This window comes from uncultured Shimia sp., assembly GCF_947498095.1.
Classification (GTDB): domain Bacteria; phylum Pseudomonadota; class Alphaproteobacteria; order Rhodobacterales; family Rhodobacteraceae; genus Shimia.
In genome coordinates this window covers 75,294-101,658 of the sequence record NZ_CANMJE010000008.1, presented here as the reverse complement: position 1 = coordinate 101,658, position 26,365 = coordinate 75,294, and the positions used below count along the sequence as shown (strand labels likewise).

The window sequence follows — 26,365 nt, the reverse complement described above, 5'->3', positions numbered from 1 at the left end:
GGAGGGTTAGACGATGCCGATAGAATCCCTGAGCTATCTGGGAGTGCGCTCGGACCGGATCGATGACTGGCGTTACTTCGCCAGCAAAATTCTGGCCATGCAACTGGACGACCAAGGCGGGCGGCAACTGTCGTTCCGCATGGATGATCTCGCGCAGCGGCTTGTGGTGTCGGATGAGCCGGGTGAGACCCTGGCGTTCATTGGCTGGGAAGTGACGGAGAAATCCGATCTCGATGCTTATGCTGCCCGGCTAGAGAACGCAGGCCACCAGGTCACGCCCGGCGATCCGGAACTTGCAAATCGACGCTTTGTCGAAGACTTAATCGTATTTCATGATCCTGCGGGCAACCGGATTGAACTTGTCTGGAACCCCAAGAAATCCGACACGCCGTTTGTGCCCGGTCGCCCCATCGATGGTTTCAAAACTGGTCCACTCGGCATGGGCCATGCCGTATTGCACGTGCCCGACGCCACGGCGCTTTTGCCGTTTTACCGTGATGTCTTGGGCTTTGCAGTCAGCGACTATGGGCTCAAGCCCATTCCACTCTATTTCTTTCACGTCAATGGACGTCACCACAGCTTTGCCATCGTCGGGTCTGGAAATCGCGGATTTCATCACTTTATGGTGGAATATCAAAATCTTGACGATATGGGCCAGGGCTATGATCTGGCCTGTCAGGGCGAAAACGGTATCGCCTATACACTGGGTCGTCACACCAACGACTACATGACCAGTTTCTACGCCAACAGCCCCTCAGGCTTTTTCGTCGAAAACGGCTGGGGAGGCCGCGTCATCGACCCCGAGACATGGCAACCGCATGAAACCACCTGCGGGCCTAGCTTTTGGGGCCATGACCGCCTTTATCTGCCCGAAGCCGATCGCAAAGCGTTTGTCGATATGCGCCTCAAGGCTTCGCAAGAGGGGCTGCGGGCCCCACCCATCGTCGAATGCCCGTGGCTCTATGAAACCCTGAGGCAAAATGGCTGATCCGGTGCGATGACAAACCGATTGAAAACGGATGTTGCAATTGTCGGCTTTGGACCAACCGGCGCGACACTTGCTAACCTGTTGGCGGAATGCGGTATCACTGTCACGGTGATCGAACGCGAGGCTGCCATGTATCACCTGCCCCGCGCGGTGCACTTTGATGGGGAATGCATGCGGGTGTTTCAGGCAGCGGGCATTGCTGATGATCTTAGCAAACGGGTGTTGCAAAACCCCGGCATGCGCTTCGTCAGCCCAGAGGGTGACATGCTTTTGGATTGGCCTCGCCCGCAAGGCATTGGACCCCAAGGGTGGTTTACCAGCTACCGTCTGCACCAACCCGATCTTGAAACCCTGTTGCGCCAAAAGCTTGCGACCCGTCCGGGCGTTACAGTTCTCACCCAAACCGAAGTTGTAGAGGCGATAGATCACGGTGACCATGTGCTTTTGGCATGTCGAGACCGTGAGACTGGTGACGCTGTCAGCGTACAGGCCTCTTACGTGGTGGGATGTGACGGGGCACGATCAACCATCCGCGGTGCAATCGGCTCTGCCATGGATGATCTGGGCTTTGAAGAGCGGTGGCTGGTCATCGACATGCTGCTCAAACGCGATCGGCCAGATTTGGGCGATCATTCGGTTCAATATTGCGATCCAGAGCGCCCGATGACCTATTGCCGTGCGCCACGCAATCGTCGGCGCTGGGAGATCACTGTGCATCCAGACGAAAGCGATGCCGAGGTGACCGATCCCGATCGTATCTGGGGGTATCTCGCGCGCTGGCTGACGCCGGAAGATGCAGGGCTAGAGCGTAGCGCGGTCTATACGTTCCGCTCGATGGTAGCTCAGAGCTGGCGCAAAGGGCGCATTCTGATTGCGGGGGATGCAGCGCATCTGACACCGCCTTTCATGGGGCAGGGCATGTGCGCAGGCATTCGGGATGCCGCCAATCTCGCATGGAAATTAGCGCTTTGCGTCAAAGGCTTGGCAACGCCTGACTTGTTGGACAGCTATCAGGCCGAACGCGCGCCCAATGCGCGGGCCTTTATCGAAACGGCCATGCGCCTTGGCGGATTGATAAACGCGTTGGATGCAGACTCAGCCTTGGAAATGGCACAACCCGGTAACGCCGGCAAAGCCCGGATGCAGACCATCGCCCCCCCTTTGGGCCCGCATGATCTGACAGGATGGGCCGCGACTGAGACACCGCACAAAGGGCAGCTGTTCTGCCAGCCGCGCCTCAGTTCGGGCTCTCCAATGGATGACGTGTCGGGGTACGCTCCGATTTTGATCCTTCGTGACGCGCCGCCGCAAGGCTTTGACCAAAGCCTGCCATATGTCACAGGCGTCGGTCATCCCGAAATCATTGCGGCATTGGATGACCTCGAGACCAACGCCGTTTTGCTGCGTCCCGACAGGTACATTGCCGCGACCGCGTGCACAGAAAAAGACATCGCAACCCTGGCCGCGATCCCATTTCCCTCGCCGTTGAACGGCAAAGCTTAGCTGTTGCGAATAACCTTGGAGAACTGGTCAAAGATCGGCTCGTTCGCGCAGATCACTTCACCATCTTCCAGAATATTGCCTTTTGGGTTCAGAGGCTGAACAAAACCGCCCGCCTCTTTCACCAGAACAAGCCCGGCGCCCATGTCCCAAGGCTTTAGATTGCGCTCCCAAAAGCCCTCGTAACGGCCCGCCGCCACATAGGCGAGGTCCAACGAGGCTGCGCCCCAGCGGCGCACACCCGCGGTGGCGGGCAACAAGCGCGCCAGATCCTTTAGCGTTTCGGGCAGATCCGCACGACCGCCAAACGGCAGCCCGGTGGCAAAGATCGATTCTATCATCCGGTTGCGGCCCGAAACCCGCAGACGGTTGCTGTCATTCAGCCACGCGCCCTCGCCTTTTTCGGCATAGAACATTTCGTCCTTGGCGGGGTCAAACACGATACCGGCAACCATTTCGCCCTTGTGCTCAAGCCCGATTGAGATCGCCCAGTGCGGCAGTCCGTGCAAAAAGTTCGTGGTGCCATCCAGCGGATCTACAATCCAGCGACGGGTCGGGTCTTTGCCGGGAATCTCATCGCTTTCCTCGGCCAGCCAACCATAGGTCGGACGCGCCCCAAGAAGCTCTTCTTTCAGGATTTCCTCGGCACGCAAATCGGCACGGCTCACAAAGTCGCCCGCACCCTTCATCGAAACCTGAAGGTTTTCGACCTCGCGAAAGTCTTTGACCAGCGAGCGCCCAGCTTTGCGGGCGGCCTTCATCATGATGTTGATATTTGCGCTGCCCGGCATGGCACGGCTCCGTGTTTGATGTTCAGGCCGCGCGTATACGCGCCCACGCGCGCCTTGCCAAGCCTTATCACACGTGCCTGACGCCTAGCGGCCATGCACTGCGTTCAAAGCTCTTGCAGGCGCCGTGCTTCTTCGCCTGCCATACGGATCAGATCCTGCATATAGGGCTTTTCGAGATCATCATCACGCGTGGCTGCAAACAGCTGGCGGGTGAGGCCGTTCCGGGTCAACGGACGGGTCACATAGTCTGATGAGTACTTAACTTCGCGCACCACCCAATCCGGCAGAACCGAGATGCCCCGGTTCGATGCCACCAAAAGCAAGATAACGGCCGTCAACTCTGCTTGGCGCACCGCGGCAGGTTCAACCTTGGCTGGGGTTAAGAGCTGCGAGAAGATGTCCAGCCGCGCACGGTCGACCGGATAGGTGATAAGGGTCTCTGTGCGAAAATCTTCGGCCTCTATCCATTCTTTTTGTGCGAGAGGATGTCCAGATGACGACACGAATACAGGTGCGTAATCAAAGAGATGTGAAAACGCGATGCCGGGAAGGTTTTCGGGATCAGAGGACACAACCAGATCGACCTCTTCCTTTTGCAGCGCGGGCATCGCGTCAAAGGCCAGACCGGGGCGGATGTCCACATCGACATCTGGCCAAAGCTTGCGGAACTTTTCCAGCACAGGGAACAGCCACTCAAAACATGCGTGGCACTCAATCGCGATATGCAATCGCCCGGAAAGGCCATCGCGCAACCCATTGAACTCTTGTTCCAGCGCTTCCACTTCGGGCAGGATCTTGTTGGCCAAACGCAACAATCGCAGGCCAGCCGCCGAAAGCTTCATCGGTTTTGAACGGCGCACGAACAACTCAAGCCCCGCCTGCTCTTCCAAGCCTTTTACCTGATGCGACAAGGCCGATTGGGTGATGTTCAGCTGTTCCGCGGCACGGGCCAGACCACCCGCCTCGTGGATGGCACGCACCGTGCGCAAATGACGAAATTCGATATGCATCTTCATGGTGTCGGACTCATGATGTTCTTTAGGATTATGAATTTGCTTACATGTTTCATATCCGTATGTTGAGTTCAACCTCAAGTTTGGACCCGAGATTATGACAAAACCTGCGATTTCTTTCGAATTCTTCCCGCCACAGAACCTTGAGGCGTCTTTCCGGCTTTGGGACACGGTCCAGACCCTTGCGCCGCTTGACCCTCGTTTTGTGTCCGTGACCTATGGCGCAGGTGGCACTACGCGTGAGTTGACGCGCGATGCGGTCGCAACCTTGCACAAATCCAGCGGTCTGAACGTGGCTGCGCATCTAACCTGCGTGAATGCGACCCGCGACGCCACCTTGCAAATCGCCCAGGACTTTGCGGCGGCAGGTGTCAGCGACATTGTGGCCCTGCGTGGCGATCCCCCCAAAGGCAGCGCCAACTTTGAGCCGCATCCAGAAGGATTTGCCAATTCGGTCGAGCTGATCGAGGCCCTGGCCCAAACCGGTGATTTCAACATTCGCGTCGGCGCTTATCCTGACACCCACCCCGAAGCGGCCAGTGCACAGGCCGACATTGATTGGCTGAAACGCAAGATCGATGCGGGCGCTAGCGAGGCCATCACCCAGTTCTTCTTTGAAGCGGACACTTTCCTGCGGTTCCGCGATGCCTGCGCCAAGGCCGGGATCGAGGCTCCGATCATCCCCGGTATCTTGCCGATCGAGAACTGGAAAGGCACACGCAACTTTGCCCGTCGCTGTGGCACCGACATTCCGCAATGGCTTGAAGATGCATTCACCAAGGCCGAACGTGACGACCGTAGCGACCTGTTGGCAACCGCCCTGTGCACCGAGTTGTGTTCAGACCTGATGGAAGAAGGCGTGGACTCGCTGCATTTCTATACGCTCAACCGCCCCGAGCTCACTCGCGATGTCTGTCACGCTCTGGGGGTCGTGCCACGCATCACGCTAGAGAACGTAGCGTAACGCCGAACCACGCTTGCAGGTCTGATATTTTTGCGCCCTTCTGATCCAAACGGAACAGGAGTCCCAAATGTCGAAACCCTATTTCGCCAAAGAGCTTAGCGAACTCCCCACTCTGCAAGACGTCGTCTCGCGGTCCGGCCTGCAATTGATGCAGGACATCGTGGACGGAGACGTATCAGGGCCGCCTATTGGCGAAACTATGGGCTTTTGGCCGGTTCTGGCCGAAGACGGCAAAGTCGTTTTCGAAGGCAAACCTGAGTTCAAGGTTCTCAATCCCATCGGGACAGTCCACGGTGGCTGGTACGGCACCATTCTGGACAGCTGTATGTCCTGCGCCGTGCAAACCAAACTGCGGCAGGGCCAGATCTACACAACCTTGGAATTCAAGGTGAACATCATTCGTCCGATCCCACTTGGCACCACAGTACACGCCATTGGCACGGTGCATCATGTTGGTCGCTCAACCGGTATTGCAGATGGCGAGATTAAGGGCGTCGAAGACGGCAAGCTTTATGCCACCGGGTCTGCCACTTGTATCATCATGGACGGGCCAAGACCGGAGTAATCCTCTCTCGGTTGCCATTGCAGGGCTTGTGTCGCAGATTGAGTGCGCCTATTGCGGGCATTGCGCCAAACCCAAAGGTCAAAAGCCATGATCCTCTGCTGCGGTGAAGCCGTGATTGATATGCTGCCGACAAACGCGACAGACGGCGCCCGGGCTTTTCGTCCCGTGCCCGGCGGTGCGGCGGTGAACACGGCGATTGCACTGGCCCGGCTGGGGGCATCTTCGGGGTACTTCGGGGGCATCGGAACAGATGATTTCGCGAAGATTTTGCTAGACGCGATGCGCCACGAAGGCGTTGACGCGTCCCGCAACACGCCCGTTAACGCGCCAACAACGCTGGCTTTTATTCACCCCGGCGAGGACACCCAAGGGTTTTCCTTTTATGATCTCGACAGTGCAGGACGCTCAGTCTCGCCTTTGAACCTCCCAACTCTGGACGGTGTCGAGGCAGCAGTCTTTGGCGGCATAAGCCTGATCCACAAACCGGCAGCTGGCGCGTTTGAGGCGTTGATGCAAGCGATGGGGCCCAACCGGCTGATCCTGTTTGACGCCAATATCCGCCCTGCCCTGATCGGCGACCAGGCCGCAGATTACCACGCACGGCTGATGCGGATGATGGCGCAGGCGGACATCATCAAACTTTCGGATGAAGACTGCGACTGGCTACACCCCGATCCGCCAGAGCAGCTGCTGCAGGGACGCGCCGCATTGGTGGTACACAGTCACGGGCCAGATGGTGTCACACTGCATTCACGTCATGGCGCGCAGCACATCCCGACAACACCTGTCGTTGTTGCCGACACTGTCGGAGCTGGCGACACGTTCAATGCAGGACTGCTGGCCTCGCTGAGCGAACAAAACCTGCTGTCCCCTGCCCGTTTGGCCACCTCAAGCGCAGCCGGCCTGACACGTGCCGCGGCCCTGGGACTGCGCGCTGCAACGTTTTCCGTGACACGGCCCGGCGCGGACGCCCCTACACGAAAGGAATTGGAATGCGCGCCCTGATCCAACGCGTCAGCGAAGCCTCCGTGACAGTTGACGACACTGTTGTCGGTGAGATTGGCCCCGGTCTCCTCGTGCTGGTTTGCGCCATACAAGGCGACACAAAAGCTCACGCCGACAAACTCGCCGCCAAGATCGCCAAGTGCCGGATATTTCAGGATGAAAACGGCAAGATGAACCGTTCGGTTCTGGACGTTCAGGGCGCGGCTCTGGTTGTTTCCCAGTTCACGCTTGCCGCCGACACCCAAAGCGGAAATCGCCCGGGGTTTTCAAACGCCGCTCCTCCGCATGAGGGTGAAGAGTTGTATGAGTACTTCGCCGATCGCATGCAGGCCGAGGGCGTATCTGTAGCCCGTGGTCAGTTCGGTGCCGATATGAAAGTGCGGCTCTTGAACGACGGTCCGGTCACGATCTGGTTTGATATCTGATGCGTGTCAGGATTTCTTAACAAACTTTGTTAAAATCACGATCCGCTGGCCCTCAACGCGGCCCTCAATATGCTCTGCGTTGTCCGCCACCAATGAAATTCCGCGAACAGAGGTGCCGCGTTTGGCCGTGAAACCCGCACCCTTAACCGGTAGATCCTTGATCAAAACCACGGTATCGCCCTGCGCCAAGAGCGAGCCGTTGCTATCGCGATGTTCAATCCCGCTGTCGTCAGGCAAACCCGCCTCAGCCCAACCGCGTACATCGTCTTCGAGATAGGCGATGTCCAGCAGGTCGCGCGCCCAAGGAGCCGCGGGCAACTGGTGCAGCAATCGCCAGGCAACCACTTGTACAGCAGGCGTCGTCGACCAAATGGCATCATGCAGACAATGCCAATGCGGATCGTCGCTGGGCCCAACCTCAACCCCCTCCAGGCACGCCGGACAGAGCGCGATCTCGTCAGCGCGCGGGGCAACTGTGTAGTCAGACGCGGCGTCGGCCTGACACAGAGAACAAGGTTGAGACATAAGGTGTTCCTTTGGTTTTCTTGCAGCTTATGGCGGGTTCGTGTGAGTTGGTCCAGTCACTGGATTTTCACTCCCTCATGCGCCACAGTGACCATCCAACGGAGGGAAAATCGTGGACAGTCAGGCACAAGACGCAGTCAAAGACATTTGGTGGCAAGGCGTGCGCGCCGTGCGTGGTGCAGCCGCCGTTGAAACCTCAATCCGCAGGAATCAAGTTGCCCGCCCGGATCATATCATTTCTGTGGGCAAAGCCGCCTCGGCGATGGCGGCAGGTGCTCAGGCCGTCTATGGCACTGATATCCCAACACTTGTCGTAACAAAATATGGCCATGCTGACCCTCTACCGGGCCCGGTTCGCACCATTGAAGCGGCCCATCCTGTACCGGACGAGAATACTTTGATTGCTGGGTTTGAGTTGTTGAAGACTGTCCAGCAACTCTCTGAAAACTCACATCTTCTGGTACTTATTTCTGGCGGTGCATCTTCGCTGGCAGAGCTACCTGAAGCAGGGTTTTCGCTGCAAACTCTCCAAGGTGAAAACGCACGGCTCTTGGCCGAAGGTTTGGACATTCACGCCATGAATGCACGGCGCAAAGAGATGTCACAGATCAAGGGTGGCAAGCTTTTGGCGCATTTTGCGGGCGAGTTGGTGACATCGCTGGCCATTTCAGATGTCGAGGGCGACAGTCTGTCGGTCATCGGATCTGGCATCGGTCAGGCGCCCGAATTTCACCGGTTTTCTTTTGACCCGCATATTGTCGCCTCAAACAGCATTGCACGGTCCGCCGCAGCCGAACGCGCCGTCGCATTGGGCTACCCCGTGATGGCAAACCACGAGAGCTTATATGCAGACGTCTTTGTACTGGCTCAGGAAATTGGTCCAGCACTCAGATCGGCACCGCCGGGCATCCACCTCTGGGGCGGTGAGCCTACCATCATCTTGCCCCCGGATCCGGGCCAAGGCGGACGAAATCAGGCCCTTGCACTGGCCTTGGCCGAGCAAATCTCGGGTGTTTATGGCCTTACCGTATTGGTCGCGGGAACAGATGGAACCGACGGCCCGACAGACGCGGCGGGTGGCATAATCACCGGGGCAACCTGGTCCGAGGATGGAAAAAGAGCATTACGGCTTGCAGATTCCGGACATTTTCTTGAATCAAGATCGGCTTTGTTCAAGTCAGGACCCACAGGTACAAATGTCATGGATCTAATTGTTGCGCTCAAAGACTAGACCGACAGCGTCGCTTTAACCGCGCGTTTCCATGCAGCATAGCGCGTATCGGCCACTTGGCGGGACATCTTCGAGTCAAACTTGCAATCCAACGCCCAACTTTTTGAAAATCCGTCCATATCCGGATAGACGCCTGCGCGCATTCCAGCCAACCATGCTACTCCCAATGCTGTACTCTCCAGGACTTTCGGGCGATCAACCGGCGCGCCGATGATGTCAGCAAGGAATTGCATGGTCCAATCGCTCGCAGTCATACCACCATCAACCCGCAGAACCGTGTCCCCGGCAGAGCCCCAATCAGCCTGCATCGCCTCGATAAGATCGCGCGTCTGAAAGCCAACGCTTTCCAGCGCAGCTCGGGCAAATTCTGCAGGACCCGAGTTACGGGTGAGGCCATAGACAGCGCCTCGACAATCTGGCGCCCAGTAAGGTGCGCCAAGTCCGGTAAAGGCCGGAACTAGGATCAGGTCCTGCTCGGCATCCGCAGTTTCGGCAAGGCTCTGCGTCTCGGCGGCATCATCAATAATCCGCAATCCATCACGCAACCACTGCACCACCGCCCCGGCAATGAAGATTGCGCCTTCAAGGGCATAGGTAGGTTTTCCGTCCAGCTGATAAGCAATTGTCGTCAGCAACCTGTTCTCAGAAGCGACGGCCTGATCGCCAGTGTTCAACAATGCAAAACACCCCGTGCCATAAGTTGATTTCATCATGCCCGGCTGGAAACACGCCTGCCCGATCGTCGCTGCCTGCTGATCGCCAGCAACTCCTAGAATGGGCACAGAGGCCCCCAAGACGTCCGGTATCGTATGGCCGAAATCCGCAGCACAATCACAGACTTTTGGCAGCATGGAACGCGGGATACCCAGCATGTCGCACATCTCGGTGCTCCATTCCCCGGCATGGATGTCATACAGCATTGTCCGTGCCGCATTGGTCGCATCCGTTGCATGCACAGCGCCGCCCGTCAGCTTCCAGATCAGATAGGAATCGACCGTTCCGAACAGGAGGTCACCCGCATCAGCCGCCGCGCGCGCACCGTCGACGTTATCCAAAATCCAGCGTAGTTTCGTACCTGAGAAATACGGATCGAGCAATAATCCCGTGCGTGTCGTGACTTCAGCTTCGAGGTCTTCCTCCTTGAGATCACGACAGAAATCTGCTGTACGACGATCTTGCCAAACAATGGCATTGTAAACCGGCTCGCCCGTTTGACGGTTCCAGACAAGCGTGGTTTCACGTTGGTTGGTGATGCCAATCCCGGCGATATCGTTGACAGAAATACCGGCAGTTTGCAGCGCCTCGCGACAGGTCGCTACAACACTCTCCCAAATGTCCGTCGGGTCATGCTCAACCCAGCCAGACGTCGGAAAATGTTGTGTGAATTCCTGCTGCGAAGTGGCAATAGGAGACATATCCCCGTCAAACAGAATGGCGCGCGACGACGTTGTCCCCTGATCTATGGCAAGAATATAGGTCATCTCTGAACTCCTGTCTTTGCTGCAGAGTGCCGCGAATCCTGGCAAAGGCCAATCATTTTTGGGCTGCAAACCAGTCGCTTACCGCGAGGCGTTGATCCCGGCACAGGCGAAGCCCGAGTTTGGTGCGCCGCCACAAAGCATCTTCGGCCGTGCGGGCATACTCATGTTTGAACATCCAGCGCAGTTCCGCTTCGCTGAGCGTTGCGCCAAAATCCGCTCCAAGTTCGGTCGGCGATGTTGCCCCTGCAAGCCACTTCCGGGCATCGGTACCATAGGTTCGCATGAGCCTTGCGGCCCAGGCGTCTGACAAAAATGGATAATCTTCTCGCAGGACTTTCGTCAACCGATCCTTGTCAGCTACGGAAAATGCGCCACCGGGCAGAGGTTCTCCCGCTGTCCAGGGGGCTGTGGCTTTAGGAAAAAACGGTGCCAGTTTGGCCAAAGCAGCCTCAGACAGACGGCGATAGGTGGTGATCTTTCCACCAAATACATTCAGCAATGGCGCGCCAAAATCATCTAGTGACAGCACGTAATCGCGTGTCGCGGCGGTAGCCGAGCTGGCCCCGTCATCATAGAGAGGCCGGACACCGGAATAGGTCCAGACAACATCCTCGACTCGAATAAGGTTCGCGAAATACTGTGAAGCTAAATCAATCAGATAGTCGCGCTCTTCTTCCGTGCAAACAGGCGCAATATCTGCGTCGTCATGGGCTACGTCTGTGGTGCCAATCAGCGTAAAGTCATCCTCGTACGGAATAGCAAAGATGATCCGACCATCCTGTCCCTGAAGGAAATAGGCACGGTCATGGTCAAACAGGCGCGGCACGATGATATGGCTGCCCCGGACCAAGGTAATGCCCTCACGGCTGTTTTGACCAATCACGCCCGATACGACGTCGCTGACCCAAGGCCCGGCAGCATTGACCAAAGCGCGAGCGTAAACCCTACGTTCGCCATCTGCATCTTTCAGCGTCACACGCCACAAGTCATTCTCACGCACAGCCCGTGTCACAGCTGTTTGCACTAGGATTTCAGCCCCACGCGATTGGGCATCACGGGCGTTCAACACGACCAGGCGCGCGTCATCCACCCAGCAATCGGAATACTCAAACGCGCGGGCCATTTCGGAGCGCAGACCCTTACCAGCAGGATCTTGGCGCAAGTCGAGTGCCGCGGTAGCAGGTAGGATCTTGCGCCCCCCCATATGGTCATAGAGAAACAGCCCCAGCCGGATCAACCAGGCCGGACGCCGACCCTTGGCCCAGGGCATGATCCACTTCAACAATCGCGACGTGGGCGTGTCGCCCTCAAAACGCATGTCGGGATGCAAAGGCAACACAAACCGCATGGGCCAGCTGATATGCGGCATGGCGCCAAGCAGCACCTCGCGCTCAATCAGGCTTTCACGCACAAGGCGGAACTTGAAGTACTCCAGATAGCGCAAGCCACCGTGGAACAATTTGGTTGATCCCGAGGATGTAGCCGAGGCCAGATCACCCTTTTCGGCCAACACGACCGACAGGCCGCGCCCGGCAGCGTCCCGCGCAATGCCTGTACCATTGACGCCGCCGCCAATGACAAAGATATCGACTGTTTCAGACTCGCGAGACATGATCGGGCCGTTTCCTAAATGCGGATTCAAGTTTTCTGTTAGCGCCAACTAACATGCAACAAAAGGGCCAAACGGCATTTCGATGTTCACAAAAAGTTACGCCCGACACTGGGCCGGGCGCTGTTTTTGTCACTTGGCGTCTCGCCCTATTCGGCCCATTCCCATGGGCGAACAAAGGCCCCAAGAACCTTCGAGACCTCTTCGTCACTGGCATCGCCATTGTTGGTCAGCTGCGCGACCAATCCGCGCTTCTTGTCATCCAGAACGCTCGTGACACGGGCTGGAACGCCTTCTTTCTCAAGCGCTGCATTGTAAATTCGCGTGATGGCTGACTTGCGCAGGTCAGGCTTAAAGATCTTGCCGACTGCGGTTTTGGGCAATTCTGGCATGATTTCAACATGCTTGGGGTGCGCGGCACGTTCATGCACGTGCACCTTGGCGTGCTTCATCAGCTCCTCTTCGGTCACTGTCGCGCCCTCAACCAATTCGACATAGGCACACGGAACCTCTCCCGCATGGGCGTCAGGTTGGCCGATGGCACCTGCAAAGGCCACATCGGCATGCACCAACAGCGCTTCTTCGATCTCGGCTGGGTCGATATTGTGGCCACCGCGAATAATGAGATCCTTGGCGCGACCTGTAATCCAGAGATAGCCGTCTTCGTCAATTCGGCCCAAATCGCCCGTACGCAAGTATTTTTCGTGGTGATAGAGGTCTTTGTTCTTGTCGGTTTCGGTATAGGTGTTGCCGGCAAAAACGCCTGGGTTGGCAACACAGATCTCGCCAACTTCGTCCGTTGCACATTCCACCGGCCCTTCGACCGTATTGGTGAAAATACGAACGTCGGTATAGGGCAGAGGCAAGCCAACCGAGCCCACTTTCTTGGCGCCAGTGGGCGGGTTACAGGACACAAGGCAGGTTGCTTCGGTCAGGCCATAGCCCTCGACAACGTCCACGCCACAGGTGCTTTCAAAGCGTTTGAACAGCTCCATCGGCATCGGCGCGGACCCAGAGAAGGCCGTCTTCACGGTGGAGATGTCGGCATCAACATCGCGCTGCATCAGGGCCGAAACAGCGGTGGGAACAGTGATAATGAACGTGGTTTTCCAGCGCTCGATCAGCTTCCAGAAGTTGTCGAACACGCCGTCACCGCGATAACCGGCAGGCGTCGGAAAGACCACATGCGCACCCGACGCAATGGCCGCTTGCATGATGACATGTACGGCGAACACGTGGAACAGCGGCAGCGGGCACATGATGCTGTCCGTCTCATCGAACAACAACGTGCCACCCAGCCAACCATTGTAAACCATTCCGGAATACTGGTGCTGCGCCACTTTGGGCATGCCTGTGGTGCCGCCGGTGTGAAAATAGGCCGCGACCCGGTCGCCCGCACTGTCCTCAAACGACAGTGTGGTCGGGTACTTTGACATTTCTTTGTTGAAATTCTTAACGTCCGCGTGGTGTCCAGTTGGGTTCTTGGGTCGGATCAGCGGGACGATCCAGCTTTTGGGTGGGGTCAGATAGCGGTTCAGGTCCACTTCGAGAACTGTGTGCACATGCGGGGCATGGCGCACGGCTTCGGCCACCTTTTGAGCCACATCCGTTTTGACAAAGGACTTGATGGTCACAACCACTTTGGCGTCCGTCTCGCGTAGGATGGCGCCGATTTGCTCAGGCTCCAACAATGGGTTGATCGGGTTTGCAATGCCCGCGATCATACCGCCCAGCAAAGTGATCAGCGTCTCATTACAGTTGGGCATAACATAGGCGACACTGTCTTTTTCACCGATACCCATATCGCGGAACATATTGGCGGCTTGCATGGTTTTGGCATGTAGCTCAGACCATGTCAGCGTTTCAGCTTTGTCAGTTGGTCCCGACAACAGCTGATAACTCGACGCCGGACGATCCGGAAAACGATCTTTGGTGTGTGTCAGAAACTTGTACAACGTGGGGGCGACATCGCGCTTTTCCCACGGCATTTCCGCTTCGAGTTTCTTAAGGTCTTCGACCGATGAAAACGACATTGTTATTCTCCTCCCCTGCACCGCCCAAATTATTGGCTGTCCATTAGCTGTGAGCGCATACACGCCCTCTCAAGGCTTTGACGAGCGGTGACGCCGGGTCAGGCTTGCCCGGAACGTTGCGTTAGTTTTGCGGGGTTTGCTGGGATTTTCCAGCGAAAACCGAAACTTTTGCGGCTTTCCGTGTCGAATTCGACAAATGAAGTCGGGGGCAAGCTGCCCTGCCCCCGATTGCTTTCCGTCTTAGGCGTCCTGTGGGATGCGCAGAACCTGACCCGGATAGATCTTGTCCGGGTGGCTCAGCATTGGGCGGTTGGCCTCGAAAATCTCATTGTAACGGTTGCCTTTGCCAAGGGCCTTTTCCGAGATGGCCCAAAGTGTGTCGCCCTTTTCAACCGTGTGAAATTTGGGATCGGCACCCGGATTGGCATCTTCAACCGCAGCCACACCTTCGACGTTGCCCACGGCAAGAATAACCTTTTCACGCATTTCCTGGCTGACTGCATCGCCGGTGACTGTGACCTTGTCACCGTCGACCGTGATGTCCAGCCCTTCGGCGTCCAACCCCAAGCCTTCCACTTCGGCTTTCAGCGCCTCGGCATCCGGTGTGTCATCTCCACCAACGAGCGATTTGCCCGCACCTTTCAAAAAATTCCAAAGACCCATGATGTCTCTCCCAGTTAATGATGGCCTGAGAGTGGCCTGAAGACCTGCCGGGTTAAAGGGGAATTCAGAGCGAATTTGCCCCGTCGTTTTTCCGCTCAGATTTGTTTCGGAATTCGTTCGAAACACGCATTACGGACCTTGCAGCCGACCGTATGACACATAAATAAATTGTAGGAATAGAAGAGCCGAAAGGAGCCTCAGATGCAAATTCAGGTCAATACAGACAACTTCATTCACGGAGATGAGCGCGTCATCGAAATCGCGGAACAGGCCGTGACGTCAGACCTTGAGCATCTGGCGGATCGGTTGACGCGGGTTGAGGTGCATCTCAAGGATCAAAATGCCGACAAACATGGTCCAGATCACATTCGGTGCACAATTGAGGCCCGCCCACGCGGCATGGGACCAATGGCTGCAAGCCATGATGCCGCAGACATTCCCGGAGCGCTAAAGGGTGCTGCCAAAAAACTGCGCGCAAGACTGAGCAGCGAATTCAATAAGCAAGACCCACATCGCTAGTCTGAAAGCGAAGCTACGTAAAAAAAGGGCGCGACCAGAATTGGTCACGCCCTCTTTTTTGTCTTACCAGAAAGAAACCTACTGGTTGCCTTGTGAGCCAGACATCATGGCTTCCATCACGTTGTCTAAGTTAAAGCTGCCAGGTTTCTGACGTGGCGGGAACTTTTGAAAACTCGAAAGCCACTGCGCCACATAGGCCCCTGCGGGCGCAAAAACAAACATATGCTCGACCCACCAACGCTGATATCCCATGGCGTCTTCGGCTTCCGCACGTTCAAACGGGTCCATGCGTAAGTTGGTCAAAGACGGTGCACGCAGCACCTCAAAGGGGGTAGTCCAGACCTTGTAACCCTCGGCGTGTTGCTTGAGATAGGTGAACTTCCAGTCCTGCCAGCGCAGCGCCGCGACTGAGCCGTCATCGGTCCAGTAGAGGAACTCGTTACGTGGCCAGTCAGCTTCGCCCCGTAGTGCCGGGCCAAGGTCATAGCCGTCGAGGTGGACATTATAGGTCCGTCCGATGGCCTCGTGGCCACCTTCCAGCAGCTTGTCCTTAACGTCAGGCTCACCTGCTGCGGCCAGAAGCGTGGGCAACATGTCTTCGTGGGCGCCAATGTCGTTGACCACTGTGCCGGGTTCAATTGTGCCGGGCCAGCGAATGAACGTCGGAACGCGGAAACCGCCCTCCCACTGGGTGTTCTTTTCGCCGCGGAACATGGTGGTGCCACCGTCGGGCCAGGTGAAGGTTTCGGCGCCATTGTCCGAGGAATACATCACGATGGTGTTGTCGGCGATGCCCAGTGCTTCGAGCTTGTCCAGCAATTGGCCAACATGGCCATCATGCTCAACTATACCGTCAGCATAGATACCCTGACCGGTCACCCCGGCACTCTCGTCCTTGAGGTGCGTAAAGATGTGCATGCGGGTCGAATTCCACCACAGGAAAAAGGGTTTTTCCTGTTCAACGGCGCGATCCATAAAGTCGATGGCACCGGCGGTGACCTCATCATCCACGGTTTCCATGCGTTTGCGCGTCAATGGTCCGGTATCTTCGATTGCGCCATCAGCGCTGGATTTGATCACGCCACGTGGGCCAAAGTTCTCGCGGAATTCCGGGTTCTTGGGATAGTCCGCATGCTCTGGCTCTTCTTCGGCATTGAGGTGGTATAGATTGCCAAAAAATTCGTCAAAGCCGTGGTTGGTGGGCAGCATCTCGTCCCGGTCGCCAAGGTGGTTCTTGCCGAACTGGCCAGTCATGTAGCCGTGGTTCTTCAAGAGCCCCGCGACGGTCGGATCTTCGATCTGCATGCCTTCCGGCGCGCCGGGTAGGCCGACTTTGGTCAGGCCGGTACGCATCGGTGACTGGCCGGTGACAAAGGCCGCACGACCAGCGGTGCAGCTTTGCTGACCGTACCAGTCGGTGAATAGCGCACCTTCAGCGGCAATGCGGTCGATATTGGGTGTGCGATACCCCATCATGCCACGGTTCATGGCGGACACGTTAAACTGGCCAATGTCATCGCCCCAGATAATGAGGATATTGGGTTTTTCCCCCTCCTGAGCAAGGGCAAGGCAGGGCGCTATTGCGACTACCGCCGATAAGACAATCTTCCTGAGCATAAAATGACTCCTCTAATAAATAATAGTAAGGAGCCTAGCCGAGATTTCCGGTTTCGAAAAATGAAACATTTAATATGTACAATAAGCCGCCTGTCCGGATGAGATCAGAACAAGTTTTCATGCACCAATGGAATGGGCCCGCACCGCAGTGTCAGATCCCATTCGTGCCGTCTGTGAATTGCAGCTTGGCCAGTTTGGCATAAAGCCCGCCTTCGGCCACGAGGTCATCGTGTTTGCCTTGTGCAACGATTTTGCCGTCTTCCAGCACAACGATACGGTCCGCTTGTTTGACCGTAGCCAGCCGGTGCGCAACGACAAGGGTGGTTCGATCGCGCGACAATTCTTCCACGGCCGCCTGTACCAATCTCTCGCTTTCAGCATCCAAAGCGCTGGTCGCCTCGTCCAAGAGCAACACCGGCGCGTCCCGCAGGATGGCACGGGCGATGGCGATACGTTGTTTTTGCCCGCCTGACAGCATCACGCCACGTTCTCCGACAAAGGCGTCATAGCCTTCGGGCAATGCGGTGATGAACTCATGTGCAGCGGCCGCCTTTGCCGCGGCCTCAACTTCTTCGTCTGTGGCTTCAGGGCGGCCAAAACGAATGTTCTCACGTGCCGTTTCGGCAAAGATCACGGCATCCTGTGGAACCAGCGCCATCTCGCGGCGGAACTCAGCGCGTGCCATGTCTGAAAGTGCTACGCCGTCCAATGTGATCTGCCCATGATCGGGATCGTAAAACCGTTGCAGCAGTTGAATCACAGTTGTCTTGCCAGCCCCCGACGGGCCCACAAAAGCCACGGTTTCACCGGGTTTGATGGTCAAAGAGACCTTGTCCAACGCCGAGATATTCGGGCGTGACGGATAGGAAAACGACACGTCATCAAAAAAGATTTCACCGTTCACGGGGCTTGGTACCGGTGTCGGGTTCGATTTGTCAGTCACGTTGTCTTCGGCTTGCAGCAGTTCCACCAAACGCTCAGTCGCGCCAGCGGCGCGTTGCAATTCGCCCCATATCTCTGACAGGGCGCCCACGGCCCCGGCGACCATGACTGAATAGATCACAAACTGGACCAGAGCACCGACGCTCATGCCTCCGGCGCGCACGTCACGCGCGCCCATCCACAAAACGCCAACCACTCCTGAAAAGATCAGGAAAATAACGATCATCGTCATCACGGCCCGCGTGTTAATGCGACGGTTGGCAGCCCGCAGCGCCAGATGGGTCACGTCGGCAAAAGCCTTGCGAGAAGGTGTTTCGTGGGTAAAGGCCTGAACCGTCTGAACCGACGTCAGTGCTTCGGATGCATTGCCGGAACTGGCTGCAATCCAATCCTGGTTTTCGCGGCTGAGCACCCGCAAACGGCGTCCAAGCACAAGTATCGGAATGATGACAGCCGGTACGATCAGCAACACCAGCCCAGTCAGTTTGGCCGAGGTAAACAGCATCAACACCAGACCACCAAGGAACAAGAGAACATTGCGCAAGGCAACAGACACCGACGAGCCGATCACCGACTGGATCACCGTGGTGTCCGTGGTGATGCGGCTCAGAACTTCACCTGTCATGATTTTCTCAAAAAACGTCGGGCTCATCGACAAAACGCGGTCAAACACTGCCTTGCGGATGTCCGCGACAACAAACTCACCAAGACGTGTGACCAGCAGGTATCGCAGCGCAGTGCCGACAGCCAGCAAACCGGCAAACCCAAGTGCGACAAGAAAATACTTGTCGAGCAACGCATCGCTTTCGGTACCAAAATTATCGACCACGCGGCGCACGGCGATGGGCAAGAGCAAGGAAATCGTTGCCGTCAGTGTCAAGGCAAACCCGGCAAGGACGACCAACACTTTATATGGCGCAAGAAAGGGCTTCAGCCCGCGCAACGCTCCAACGCGTTTGGACTTCTCGCGCTCCGCTTCGCTCGTGAGCGGTTTGGGTTGTCTGGCCATGCTGTCTTTCCTGGTAATAGCGTGACGCCGTTAGTGGCGTTGCCAGCGCGCGGGGTCAAGCCGCGAGTTGCCACATGGTGTCACATGTTGGACCATAGTTTTTTGCAAAAATCCGACCAAATGCAAAGCTTGTTTCCGCAAGACCGACGCATCGACTCGTCAATACTCCGCATTACCCGGTTTTGACCTCGGTGAGGGGCATTTCTGGATCGTGTTGCGGATTTTGAACTTGCACCTTTAGTTAGCCCCGGCAGGTTCCAGAATTGAATTAAGGCCTACAATTCAACACCATAAATAGGGTCTGAATTGAACTCGTCCTATACAATGTGGGCAAGATTTGTTTGGAGCGGGCGACGGGAATCGAACCCGTATCATCAGCTTGGAAGGCTGAGGTCTTACCATTACACAACGCCCGCTCTGCGTTCTCACTTCCTATTTCATTGGATTTTTGGCGTCAACCCAGGGTCAAAGCTTTTTGCATCGTTTCAACAGACCGCGGTGAATTTGGCGATCCGTTCTTTACACGGATCGCCTTAAGAACTCCATGAAAGGAGAGAAACAATCTTGACCGATTTTCATAATGCAATTTTGAATTGAGTAGAACCGGCATTCGCTTCAACGGTCTCTTTGTGACCACCGGTCAAATCTTTCCTTACCTATGAAAGTCACCCCTCAACTCGCGGTCCGGTGAAAGCCGCCGTTGGCCCGTTGAACAGCTAAGGTTCCGTACGAGCCCATACTGACAAATGTTGCAATCAGCAGGAACTGGAAATAGGGGCGGACAGCGGACGTTCGTTGCGTTTTGCTCTAAGGTCTGCAACGCGGACTTTGTGGTCGTTGGCAACTTTTCTGCTCAGAAGTTCGGTCACTTGGTGCCAATCTAATTCGGACTAAGCACAACACCCCGTTTTTGATTGATGCCACCACCATTCCATTCAACCAAACCAAACAATTGGAACTTCTGCGCTGAAACAGATTCAACTATCAGATAGTAGACGAACTCTACGGTGTCGGTTTTCCCTTTTCCTATTAAGTGAGGGAGTTCCGATGAGTTACATCCGACAGCTGCCGCGAACCCAGGGCCGCTTACCTCGGACAGGATAGGACTCGCTTCCAGTCCCCACTCATCGGCATCCGTAAACTTCAATGCAACGTTGTTTACCCCATCGCCCATCATCAACTCAGACTCGGCTTCAAATATTTTAACTTGAGATGTGCTTTGTACGTTCAACGGAATAACTTTGCCGCCGCCGGTCATAATCGCGCTGCCAACATTCAGCGTATAGTCTCCCGATATGTCCCTCGAAGTTACCCGTTTTCCGCAAAGCGACCCCACGCCAATCCCACTGCTTTCGGAATCCCCCACTTGCGAACTTGTTCCTTCTTCCACACAGATTTCTTTTTGGTCCGACTGGCTAACCTCACCATCATCTTCCGGATCGCATAAATTTACCTGCGCGACGGCAGGCGACCCGATCAAAAGGAATAAAGCCAGGGCCGTCCAAATATGCAAACGGGCGGCCATTACAATCCACCAACTTTTGCTTCAAACGCGCCTTCAAATGCGTGGCTTCTGGATGCATCCAATGTTCGCCCGAAATCGTCAGAGAAATCTGCGTTAAGAGAAATCGTTCCCTTCAAGAATAACAAATCGTCTTGTTTGCTTGCTTCTTGAACAACAACAGAAAACGTTTCGTCTGGGCGTGCCACAAAGCTATCGACCATTGTAATCGACATTCTCGCCTCCGGTGTTTCAACTTTTCCGCCCATCAAATTGAACCCAATAAAGAATATCTTCAGGTCCGATCCTTCAATATCCATTTTGAAAGCCATCGAAACGGAACCAAAGTCCGGATTTCCACGGTGGTCTGTTTGAGACGGCATCAATTCAAATGACACGGCAGTGCCATCAAATTCTCCGGTCAAGGCGCCAGACTCTTGAGCGTTTACAGGCAACACAAAGCTCAAAAAAAGCGCGGCTACGATCCATTTCTTCATAACCAATTTTCCTTTCGAAATTTCGTCCTTCAACATTGTTTGTCTATTCGGTCGCCAGAACTCTGCACTTTAGCTGCGCGATTGGGCGGTACCCTTGAACAACAGTTGCTCTCATGTCTTCCAACAGAAATTGATAAACCTTGTTTTTATCTTCACGAACACGAACACGAATTTTATCTGGAAGTTTGGTGCCCAAACCTTCCCAGAGAATCGCGTCCTCCAATTCGACAGGGCCATCATTAAGTTCAATATCAAAGTCAGCGGAACCTATATCGATCCTAACCGGTCCGCCGGTCACTGCATCATTCTCAACATCAAACAACCCTTCCCCCGTAGATTGGGTGAATTGATAAACCAAACGACTGTCGTTCTCGTTTGGAGGTTCTTCGACGCAAATTAGGCCTGACGCCTCCGCTACGGTACCACAAACCAACAGCGCGATTGGGGCCAAATGCCAAAATTTCAAATTCTTTATTGATCCCATGAAAATGCCCCACACCTTAATTACAGGGTACACTTCCTTGGAGTGAAAGCAACGTGCGCGAAAGCGTCTTGATTTATTGTTGGATTGGTCGATTTGGGCTCACTGCCATAATTCGCCGCATAATGCGCCAATGGCGGCAATTTGGAAAACCAGCCGTTGGCTGCGCAAGTCTTGGATGTCTCAGTTGCGGGACAAAGCGACAATTCGCTGCGGTTCCGCCAAGGGCTGCTTTAGTGAACTACCGGTTGCCTAGAAAAACCTGCCTTGTTCAAACGAGCTCGCAATTCATTAAGTTTTCTTGCGTCTTTCAAAGGCACACGATCAAGATCTTTGATGCTGGTGTCAGGAAGGACGTTCTGGCAATGTTTGACTGCATTCGCCGCGTCTTCTTGGCGGTCGAGCGCTTCATAGCTCGCAACTAAAACAAAATGTGCGAAGTACCACCGTGGCATTCGGTGGATAGCGCGCTCGGCCCATTCGATTGCGGCCTCAAAGCGCCCAGCCATATAGTGTGCCAACGCAAGTCCAGAAAAGCGAAAGAAAATGCTGGGGTCGAGAGGATTGGAGCGAATGGCGATTTCCTGATTGGCAATGGCATCTTCCGAGCGCCCAAGGATGCCGAGCAATGTGCCAAGACTGCCATAAGCCAATGAACAGTTTGGGTTGAGAGCCACGGCGCGTTCCAAGGCTGCAAGGGATTCGTCGTATTTGAGCAGCCCCCAGCAACAAATTCCCAGAGACCAATGCGCGTATTCATTGCGGTCATCCAACTGCGTGGCCCGTCGCGCCAATGCATAAGCCGTTTCCATTGCAGGCAGGACGTCAGGGACAAACCCCATTATCGCGATGTGGTGGTTGATCAAGGACAAGATCATGTTCGCTTCGGCGCTCTCGGGATCAATCGCCAAAGCACGTTCCAGCAAGGTCTTGGCGTGGGCGTAGCTTTCGGGCGTAAAATCATAGAGCAGATGCCAGGACCGCATTGTCAGTTCCCAAACGGTCAGATCGGGTCGTGACGCACGCTCGACTGGCTCTTGAATAGTACTGAGATGCACTGTCGTCTGGATAGATGCCACAACGTTGCGGGTGATCTCATCCTGCAGATCAAAGACATCCTCAAGCTGCCCATCGTAGCGTTCGGACCAGACATGCCCGCCTGTTATGCCATCGATCAACTGCGCAGTAACACGCACCCGCGCGCCTGACCGTCGGACACTGCCTTCCAGGACAAACCGAACCCCAAGCTCTTCGGCAACGCGGCGGACATCGACGGATGTACCTTTGTAGGTAAATGTGGTGTTGCGCGCGATTATGAAAAGCCAAGGGGAACGCGACAGGGCCGTGATGATATCGTCACTGATTCCGTCTGAGAAGTATTCCTGCTCCTGGTCACCGGACATGTTTTCAAAAGCCAGCACAGCGATGGACGGTTTCTCGGGCCGGATGGGGTGTTCAATGGGCAAATCAGCGAGCGTGGTTGCCACAGGTGCCAACCTGTCGCGCAGCTCCAACTTCGAGGATACACCAAGTTTTCGATAGATCGCGGCCAGATGTGTGCGCACCGTTGATGGCGCAAGACACAGGCGATCCGCGATCTGCTGGTAGCTTTCGCCCTGTGCATAGTCCGCCGCAATTTGGTGTTCGCGGTCGCTCAGGACACTTGTATTGCCACGTTTCCCGGTCACGAATGCGCCGCCTGTATCGCATGGATCATGCGCGCGTTCTCTAATGCGATCACGCTTTGGGCCGCAAACATCTGTGCTAGCCGAGTAGTGTCTTCGGAAAAAGGTCGGACGGTCTGGCGATAGATCGTGAATGCGCCAACCAAATTGTTACCGGCAAGCATGGGGATTGCAACAAAGGACCGCGCCCCGCCAAGATCGGCAGTGGCATAGCGCAAAGGATCGTCGGTCTGGTAAATCGCCTCTGATTTGACGTCGATGATACTGATGATCTCACGCTGATTACTCATACGGCCAAGACCCGTTTCGGAGCTGACAGTGAAGACACCTTGCGCGTCCAGCCAGGCTCGAAACGGTTTCGGAATTCCGACTGTGTGATTGGCAAGGAACTTTCCGTTTTGCTGATATTCGAACAGGATGCCAAACTCCGCGTCGCAAAGTTCTAATGCATAGGTCAGGATTAGCGGCATAACTGCGTCCAGATCACCTTGGGCCGCACTTATGATCCGCAACACTTCGCTCAACGCTTTTTCCCGGCTGATTGCTTCTTCGAGGCTCAACGCCAGTTCCGAAACCACGGCAGCCATTTCCGATGGGCTGCGGGGCTGTGGGGCTTCGCCATTTAGATGGGTTGCAAGCTCCAGTTTCGAGGATACTTCAAGCTTGCGGTAGATGGTCGCAAGATGCGTCCGCACGGTGGAAGGTGCAATGCAAAGCGTGTCGGCGATTGTCTGATAGGTCTCGCCACCCGCATAAGATTGCGCAATCTGCAATTCCCTTTGGCTGAGACTTGATTGTTCAGACACCCATAATACTCCGCAAAAAGACCTTGTACTGAGTTTGGTAAGAATGCGCTCAACAAGCAATCCTGCAAATGCTGTAGTTTGAATACTGCACTCAGAACGCAGATTATACAGCATCTGCACGATTCCTAGCACATCGAAAGCTGATCTACATTGACACCATCAAATCAATGCGGAGGACAGCACAGTGACACAGTATGAAACAGCAAAATCATTTTTCGAAGCCTGCGAAACCGGCAAAGGGTGGGAAGGCTGCAAGCTTTTTTGCCACGAAGGGGCGCGTTTTTCCTGTCAAGCTGACGCTCTGGCAGAAACGACCACCCTTGCTGAATACGCTGAGTGGATGAAGGGGCTTCTGACCCCCGTACCGGATAGCCGCTACAAGCTGACGGCTTTTGCGGCAGACGAAACGCGCGGCACCGTTGTTGCCGCCGCCGAATTTCACGGTACGCAAACCGGGGAAGGTGGACCAGTTGCGCCGACGGGCAAAACCGTTGTCTCGGATTACGCCTATGTCATGCAGTTTGACGGCGAAAAAATTAGCCATATGACCAAAATCTGGAACGACGTGCATGCGCTGCGCGGGCTTGGCTGGGTATGATGCGCTGGCGCATTCTGGGGTTGCTGTTTTTTGCGCGTGTCGGACTCGGGTTTCAGTTTCAAACCGTAGCTTCCGTTGGCGATGAACTAGTCATCGCCTTCGGACTCAGCTATGCAGATATTGGTTTCCTGATTGGGCTGTTCATGGCACCCGGTTTATTCCTCGCTATACCTGCCGGGTATTGGGGGCGTTATGTTTCAGACCGGATCATGGTGGTGCTAGGCCTATGCGCATTGGCGTTGGGTGGGACCGCTTCGTCGCTTGCGACGGACAGCTGGGTCATAGGAATGGGCCGCCTTTTTGCTGGCGCCGGTTTTCTTTTCACAACGCTCTATTTTACCAAGATGGTCGCGGATTGGTTCGAAGGACGCGAGATTGCCACGGCCATGAGCATCCTTGTGATGAGTTGGCCTTTCGGGATCGCTATGGGACAAGTTGGCCACGCCTGGTTAGCCCAGACATACGGCTGGCAAATCCCGTTTCAGGTTGCTTCCATCTATTGCGTGATCGCGGCGCTAGGGGTCCATTTACTTTACCGTCCGCCGCATGATTTGCCGGACGCGAGGGGCGGTACACGGATCTCGCTGACAAGACAGGAATGGCGTTTGATCTTGTGTGCGGCGGCGGCCTGGGGCGTCTTTAACGCCGCCTACGTCACCTATCTGGCCTTTGCGCCAAAGGTTCTTGAGGGCCATGGCCAAACCGCTATTGCTGCCGCTGGCATCATCAGTGCCGGCAGCTGGATCATGATCTTTTCCGGTGCGGCCTGCGGACAGATCGTGGATCGAATTGGTGGACGAAACATAGTCTTGGCTGTCTGCATGGGCGGTGCCATCGCAGCGCTATTGTTACTTGGCCTGCCTGGCGTTGGCGTTGGCGCAAGCGTTCTGTTTGGACTGATCGGCATGGCACCGGCAGGAGTTATCATGGCAATGGCGGGGCAAGCCATGCGGCCCCAGGTTAGGGCCTTTGGCATGGGTGTATTCTTTACGGTTTACTATGCAATAATGTGGTTCACGCCGCCTTTGGCCGGTGCGATCCTTGACGCGACTGGCAATCCGCAAGGCCCATTGTTTCTTGCAATGACCCTCTTTGCTGTTGTGGTGCCGCTAGGCATTGCATTCCAGTTTTTCAAAGGTGCGCTTGTGATGAGACAGGCAAGGAAAGTGTGATGATGGACATTCGGAAAACGACTTTAATCAAGGAATTCATTACCGCAGATGAAATGGGTCAGGCGTGCGATCCGATCACCCGCGTTGCTGCATTGGCGGTTGTCAGAAACCCATACGCTGGAGTTCATCAAGACGACTTGTCGCCCCTTTTCGACGTTAGCGCGCGGCTTGGGAGGTCGCTGTCAAAGGAGCTTGTGGACATGCTGGGAGCACCTGCTGTCTGCTATGGCAAAGCCGCTCTTGTCGGATCTTCGGGCGCGATGGAACACGGGGCGGCCTTGTTGCACCCCGCACTTGGCAAACCGGTGCGGACAGCCATCAGTGGCGGCAAATCTCTGATGCCGTCCAATCACAAGGTTGGAGTTCTGGGCGGGTCGATTGATCTGCCTTTGGGTCACAAGGACGAGGCATGGTCATTTGACCATATCGACACGATGACGCTCTGGGTGCCTGACGCACCGCGCGCAGACGAAATCGTTTTGTGCGTCGGACTGTCAGACGGAACACGTGCACATCCGCGCGTTGGAACCGGCCCAAGTTCCACTTGATCGCGTTGGATTTCTCTAAGCGTCCATTAGGCTCAAACGCTGCATCATGCAAAACGGGCTCGTACCGGACCTTAGCTGCGCAATACCTGAAGGACCGCTACGCGGGACAAAGTGTGCGTTCGCTGCAGGCGCACCAATGTCTGCTATGCTGATCTTTAATGCTCTGTTAAAGATTGAACGAAGGACTGGCTCGCTCA

The 26,365-nt window shown here is 55.6% G+C and carries 25 protein-coding genes and 1 tRNA gene; 11 read left to right on the top strand and 15 right to left on the bottom strand.

Translation table 11 applies throughout. The features are described from left to right. The first annotated feature begins 13 nt into the window (after nt 1-13). Both Q0932_RS14280 and Q0932_RS14275 read left to right on the top strand, forming a co-directional pair. Nucleotides 14-988 carry a VOC family protein gene (locus Q0932_RS14280; protein ID WP_299354388.1) on the top strand — a complete coding sequence of 325 codons (975 nt, stop codon included), beginning with the start codon at nt 14-16 and terminating at the stop codon, nt 986-988. Between the two features lie 21 nt (nt 989-1,009). After that, entirely contained in the window at nt 1,010-2,491 is a 1,482-nt protein-coding gene (locus Q0932_RS14275; RefSeq protein WP_299354385.1) for a bifunctional 3-(3-hydroxy-phenyl)propionate/3-hydroxycinnamic acid hydroxylase, read from the top strand. Here Q0932_RS14275 and Q0932_RS14270 read toward each other — a convergent pair. Both Q0932_RS14270 and Q0932_RS14265 read right to left on the bottom strand, forming a co-directional pair. Continuing rightward, nucleotides 2,488-3,279: an inositol monophosphatase family protein gene (locus Q0932_RS14270; RefSeq protein ID WP_299354382.1), complete on the bottom strand. Its 792-nt coding sequence runs from the start codon at nt 3,277-3,279 to the stop codon at nt 2,488-2,490. The two genes, Q0932_RS14275 and Q0932_RS14270, sit on opposite strands and share 4 nt — an antisense overlap. Nucleotides 3,280-3,383: 104 nt before the next feature. Then, a complete protein-coding gene (locus Q0932_RS14265) occupies nt 3,384-4,289 on the bottom strand; it encodes a LysR family transcriptional regulator (RefSeq protein ID WP_299354718.1) in 906 nt (301 codons plus the stop codon). Between the two features lie 100 nt (nt 4,290-4,389). On the opposite strand from Q0932_RS14265, the gene metF reads away from it, so the two are divergent. The 4 genes from metF (at nt 4,390) to dtd (ending at nt 7,251) form a co-directional block, all read left to right on the top strand. Beyond that, complete coding sequence (metF, locus tag Q0932_RS14260) at nt 4,390-5,256, top strand: methylenetetrahydrofolate reductase [NAD(P)H] (protein ID WP_299354379.1); 867 nt, start codon at nt 4,390-4,392, stop codon at nt 5,254-5,256. Between the two features lie 67 nt (nt 5,257-5,323). Next, complete coding sequence (locus Q0932_RS14255; RefSeq protein ID WP_299354376.1) at nt 5,324-5,821, top strand: PaaI family thioesterase; 498 nt, start codon at nt 5,324-5,326, stop codon at nt 5,819-5,821. Between the two features lie 87 nt (nt 5,822-5,908). Beyond that, nucleotides 5,909-6,826, top strand: coding sequence for a carbohydrate kinase (locus Q0932_RS14250; RefSeq protein ID WP_299354374.1), 918 nt, complete (start codon nt 5,909-5,911; stop codon nt 6,824-6,826). After that, complete coding sequence (gene dtd / locus Q0932_RS14245) at nt 6,814-7,251, top strand: D-aminoacyl-tRNA deacylase (RefSeq protein WP_299354372.1); 438 nt, start codon at nt 6,814-6,816, stop codon at nt 7,249-7,251. The genes Q0932_RS14250 and dtd overlap by 13 nt, the downstream gene beginning before the upstream one ends. Nucleotides 7,252-7,257: 6 nt before the next feature. Here the strand turns inward: dtd and Q0932_RS14240 are convergent, their stop codons facing one another. After that, nucleotides 7,258-7,776 carry an alkylphosphonate utilization protein gene (locus tag Q0932_RS14240; RefSeq protein WP_299354371.1) on the bottom strand — a complete coding sequence of 173 codons (519 nt, stop codon included), beginning with the start codon at nt 7,774-7,776 and terminating at the stop codon, nt 7,258-7,260. 112 nt (nt 7,777-7,888) lie between these two features. Between Q0932_RS14240 and Q0932_RS14235 the strand changes: the two genes are divergently transcribed. Then, entirely contained in the window at nt 7,889-9,007 is a 1,119-nt protein-coding gene (locus tag Q0932_RS14235) for a DUF4147 domain-containing protein (RefSeq protein ID WP_299354369.1), read from the top strand. Here Q0932_RS14235 and glpK read toward each other — a convergent pair. From glpK to lysM, 4 genes are all read right to left on the bottom strand, one after another. Then, nucleotides 9,004-10,488, bottom strand: a complete 1,485-nt coding sequence (glpK, locus tag Q0932_RS14230; RefSeq protein ID WP_299354367.1) for a glycerol kinase GlpK — start codon at nt 10,486-10,488, stop codon at nt 9,004-9,006. The two genes, Q0932_RS14235 and glpK, sit on opposite strands and share 4 nt — an antisense overlap. 52 nt (nt 10,489-10,540) lie before the next feature. Then, nucleotides 10,541-12,100, bottom strand: coding sequence for a glycerol-3-phosphate dehydrogenase (glpD, locus tag Q0932_RS14225; RefSeq protein ID WP_299354364.1), 1,560 nt, complete (start codon nt 12,098-12,100; stop codon nt 10,541-10,543). A gap of 146 nt (nt 12,101-12,246) precedes the next feature. Continuing rightward, complete coding sequence (locus tag Q0932_RS14220; protein WP_299354361.1) at nt 12,247-14,130, bottom strand: acyl-CoA synthetase; 1,884 nt, start codon at nt 14,128-14,130, stop codon at nt 12,247-12,249. 240 nt (nt 14,131-14,370) lie between these two features. After that, nucleotides 14,371-14,793, bottom strand: a complete 423-nt coding sequence (gene lysM / locus Q0932_RS14215; RefSeq protein ID WP_299354358.1) for a peptidoglycan-binding protein LysM — start codon at nt 14,791-14,793, stop codon at nt 14,371-14,373. Nucleotides 14,794-14,994: 201 nt separating this feature from the next. On the opposite strand from lysM, the gene Q0932_RS14210 reads away from it, so the two are divergent. After that, entirely contained in the window at nt 14,995-15,312 is a 318-nt protein-coding gene (locus Q0932_RS14210; RefSeq protein WP_299354355.1) for an HPF/RaiA family ribosome-associated protein, read from the top strand. A gap of 78 nt (nt 15,313-15,390) precedes the next feature. On the opposite strand, the gene Q0932_RS14205 is transcribed toward Q0932_RS14210, so the two are convergent. The 8 genes from Q0932_RS14205 to Q0932_RS14170 all read right to left on the bottom strand — a co-directional run bounded on the left by Q0932_RS14205 (nt 15,391) and on the right by Q0932_RS14170 (nt 23,850). After that, complete coding sequence (locus Q0932_RS14205) at nt 15,391-16,929, bottom strand: arylsulfatase (RefSeq protein WP_299354352.1); 1,539 nt, start codon at nt 16,927-16,929, stop codon at nt 15,391-15,393. Nucleotides 16,930-17,080: 151 nt separating this feature from the next. Then, on the bottom strand, nt 17,081-18,880 hold the full coding sequence (locus Q0932_RS14200) for an ABC transporter transmembrane domain-containing protein (RefSeq protein ID WP_299354349.1): 1,800 nt from the start codon (nt 18,878-18,880) through the stop codon (nt 17,081-17,083). A 342-nt stretch (nt 18,881-19,222) separates the two neighbouring features. Next, nucleotides 19,223-19,296 (bottom strand) — tRNA-Gly (locus Q0932_RS14195). Between the two features lie 464 nt (nt 19,297-19,760). Then, a complete protein-coding gene (locus Q0932_RS14190) occupies nt 19,761-20,405 on the bottom strand; it encodes a hypothetical protein (RefSeq protein WP_299354346.1) in 645 nt (214 codons plus the stop codon). Beyond that, nucleotides 20,405-20,878 (bottom strand): hypothetical protein, encoded by a 474-nt coding sequence (locus Q0932_RS14185; RefSeq protein ID WP_299354343.1) that lies wholly within the window; start codon nt 20,876-20,878, stop codon nt 20,405-20,407. Before Q0932_RS14185 ends, Q0932_RS14190 begins: the two co-directional genes overlap by 1 nt. Nucleotides 20,879-20,921: 43 nt before the next feature. After that, nucleotides 20,922-21,362: a hypothetical protein gene (locus tag Q0932_RS14180; RefSeq protein WP_299354340.1), complete on the bottom strand. Its 441-nt coding sequence runs from the start codon at nt 21,360-21,362 to the stop codon at nt 20,922-20,924. A gap of 230 nt (nt 21,363-21,592) precedes the next feature. Beyond that, nucleotides 21,593-23,047 (bottom strand): LuxR C-terminal-related transcriptional regulator, encoded by a 1,455-nt coding sequence (locus tag Q0932_RS14175; protein WP_299354337.1) that lies wholly within the window; start codon nt 23,045-23,047, stop codon nt 21,593-21,595. Next, on the bottom strand, nt 23,044-23,850 hold the full coding sequence (locus Q0932_RS14170; protein WP_299354334.1) for a LuxR C-terminal-related transcriptional regulator: 807 nt from the start codon (nt 23,848-23,850) through the stop codon (nt 23,044-23,046). Before Q0932_RS14170 ends, Q0932_RS14175 begins: the two co-directional genes overlap by 4 nt. 184 nt (nt 23,851-24,034) lie before the next feature. On the opposite strand from Q0932_RS14170, the gene Q0932_RS14165 reads away from it, so the two are divergent. Genes Q0932_RS14165 through Q0932_RS14155 form a run of 3 tightly spaced genes read left to right on the top strand, consistent with a single transcriptional unit; the run spans nt 24,035 to nt 26,168 of the window. Next, nucleotides 24,035-24,448, top strand: coding sequence for a nuclear transport factor 2 family protein (locus Q0932_RS14165; RefSeq protein ID WP_299354331.1), 414 nt, complete (start codon nt 24,035-24,037; stop codon nt 24,446-24,448). Next, on the top strand, nt 24,445-25,620 hold the full coding sequence (locus Q0932_RS14160; RefSeq protein ID WP_299354328.1) for an MFS transporter: 1,176 nt from the start codon (nt 24,445-24,447) through the stop codon (nt 25,618-25,620). Before Q0932_RS14165 ends, Q0932_RS14160 begins: the two co-directional genes overlap by 4 nt. Continuing rightward, the gene (locus Q0932_RS14155) at nt 25,620-26,168 is read left to right on the top strand and encodes an amino acid synthesis family protein (RefSeq protein ID WP_366141417.1); all 549 of its coding nucleotides are present in this window, start codon (nt 25,620-25,622) and stop codon (nt 26,166-26,168) included. Before Q0932_RS14160 ends, Q0932_RS14155 begins: the two co-directional genes overlap by 1 nt. Nucleotides 26,169-26,365: the final 197 nt, after the last annotated feature.

Excerpts from the sequence above, each read along its gene's own strand:
- Q0932_RS14280 (WP_299354388.1), top strand. The coding sequence starts at position 14 with ATGCCGATAGAATCCCTGAGCTATCTGGGAGTGCGCTCGGACCGGATC.
- Q0932_RS14270 (WP_299354382.1), bottom strand. The coding sequence starts at position 3,279 with ATGCCGGGCAGCGCAAATATCAACATCATGATGAAGGCCGCCCGCAAA.
- Q0932_RS14265 (WP_299354718.1), bottom strand. The coding sequence starts at position 4,289 with ATGCATATCGAATTTCGTCATTTGCGCACGGTGCGTGCCATCCACGAG.
- metF (WP_299354379.1), top strand. The coding sequence starts at position 4,390 with ATGACAAAACCTGCGATTTCTTTCGAATTCTTCCCGCCACAGAACCTT.
- Q0932_RS14255 (WP_299354376.1), top strand. The coding sequence starts at position 5,324 with ATGTCGAAACCCTATTTCGCCAAAGAGCTTAGCGAACTCCCCACTCTG.
- Q0932_RS14250 (WP_299354374.1), top strand. The coding sequence starts at position 5,909 with ATGATCCTCTGCTGCGGTGAAGCCGTGATTGATATGCTGCCGACAAAC.
- dtd (WP_299354372.1), top strand. The coding sequence starts at position 6,814 with ATGCGCGCCCTGATCCAACGCGTCAGCGAAGCCTCCGTGACAGTTGAC.
- Q0932_RS14240 (WP_299354371.1), bottom strand. The coding sequence starts at position 7,776 with ATGTCTCAACCTTGTTCTCTGTGTCAGGCCGACGCCGCGTCTGACTAC.
- glpK (WP_299354367.1), bottom strand. The coding sequence starts at position 10,488 with ATGACCTATATTCTTGCCATAGATCAGGGGACAACGTCGTCGCGCGCC.
- glpD (WP_299354364.1), bottom strand. The coding sequence starts at position 12,100 with ATGTCTCGCGAGTCTGAAACAGTCGATATCTTTGTCATTGGCGGCGGC.
- Q0932_RS14220 (WP_299354361.1), bottom strand. The coding sequence starts at position 14,130 with ATGTCGTTTTCATCGGTCGAAGACCTTAAGAAACTCGAAGCGGAAATG.
- lysM (WP_299354358.1), bottom strand. The coding sequence starts at position 14,793 with ATGGGTCTTTGGAATTTTTTGAAAGGTGCGGGCAAATCGCTCGTTGGT.
- Q0932_RS14210 (WP_299354355.1), top strand. The coding sequence starts at position 14,995 with ATGCAAATTCAGGTCAATACAGACAACTTCATTCACGGAGATGAGCGC.
- Q0932_RS14205 (WP_299354352.1), bottom strand. The coding sequence starts at position 16,929 with ATGCTCAGGAAGATTGTCTTATCGGCGGTAGTCGCAATAGCGCCCTGC.
- Q0932_RS14200 (WP_299354349.1), bottom strand. The coding sequence starts at position 18,880 with ATGGCCAGACAACCCAAACCGCTCACGAGCGAAGCGGAGCGCGAGAAG.
- Q0932_RS14190 (WP_299354346.1), bottom strand. The coding sequence starts at position 20,405 with ATGGCCGCCCGTTTGCATATTTGGACGGCCCTGGCTTTATTCCTTTTG.
- Q0932_RS14185 (WP_299354343.1), bottom strand. The coding sequence starts at position 20,878 with ATGAAGAAATGGATCGTAGCCGCGCTTTTTTTGAGCTTTGTGTTGCCT.
- Q0932_RS14180 (WP_299354340.1), bottom strand. The coding sequence starts at position 21,362 with ATGGGATCAATAAAGAATTTGAAATTTTGGCATTTGGCCCCAATCGCG.
- Q0932_RS14160 (WP_299354328.1), top strand. The coding sequence starts at position 24,445 with ATGATGCGCTGGCGCATTCTGGGGTTGCTGTTTTTTGCGCGTGTCGGA.
- Q0932_RS14155 (WP_366141417.1), top strand. The coding sequence starts at position 25,620 with ATGATGGACATTCGGAAAACGACTTTAATCAAGGAATTCATTACCGCA.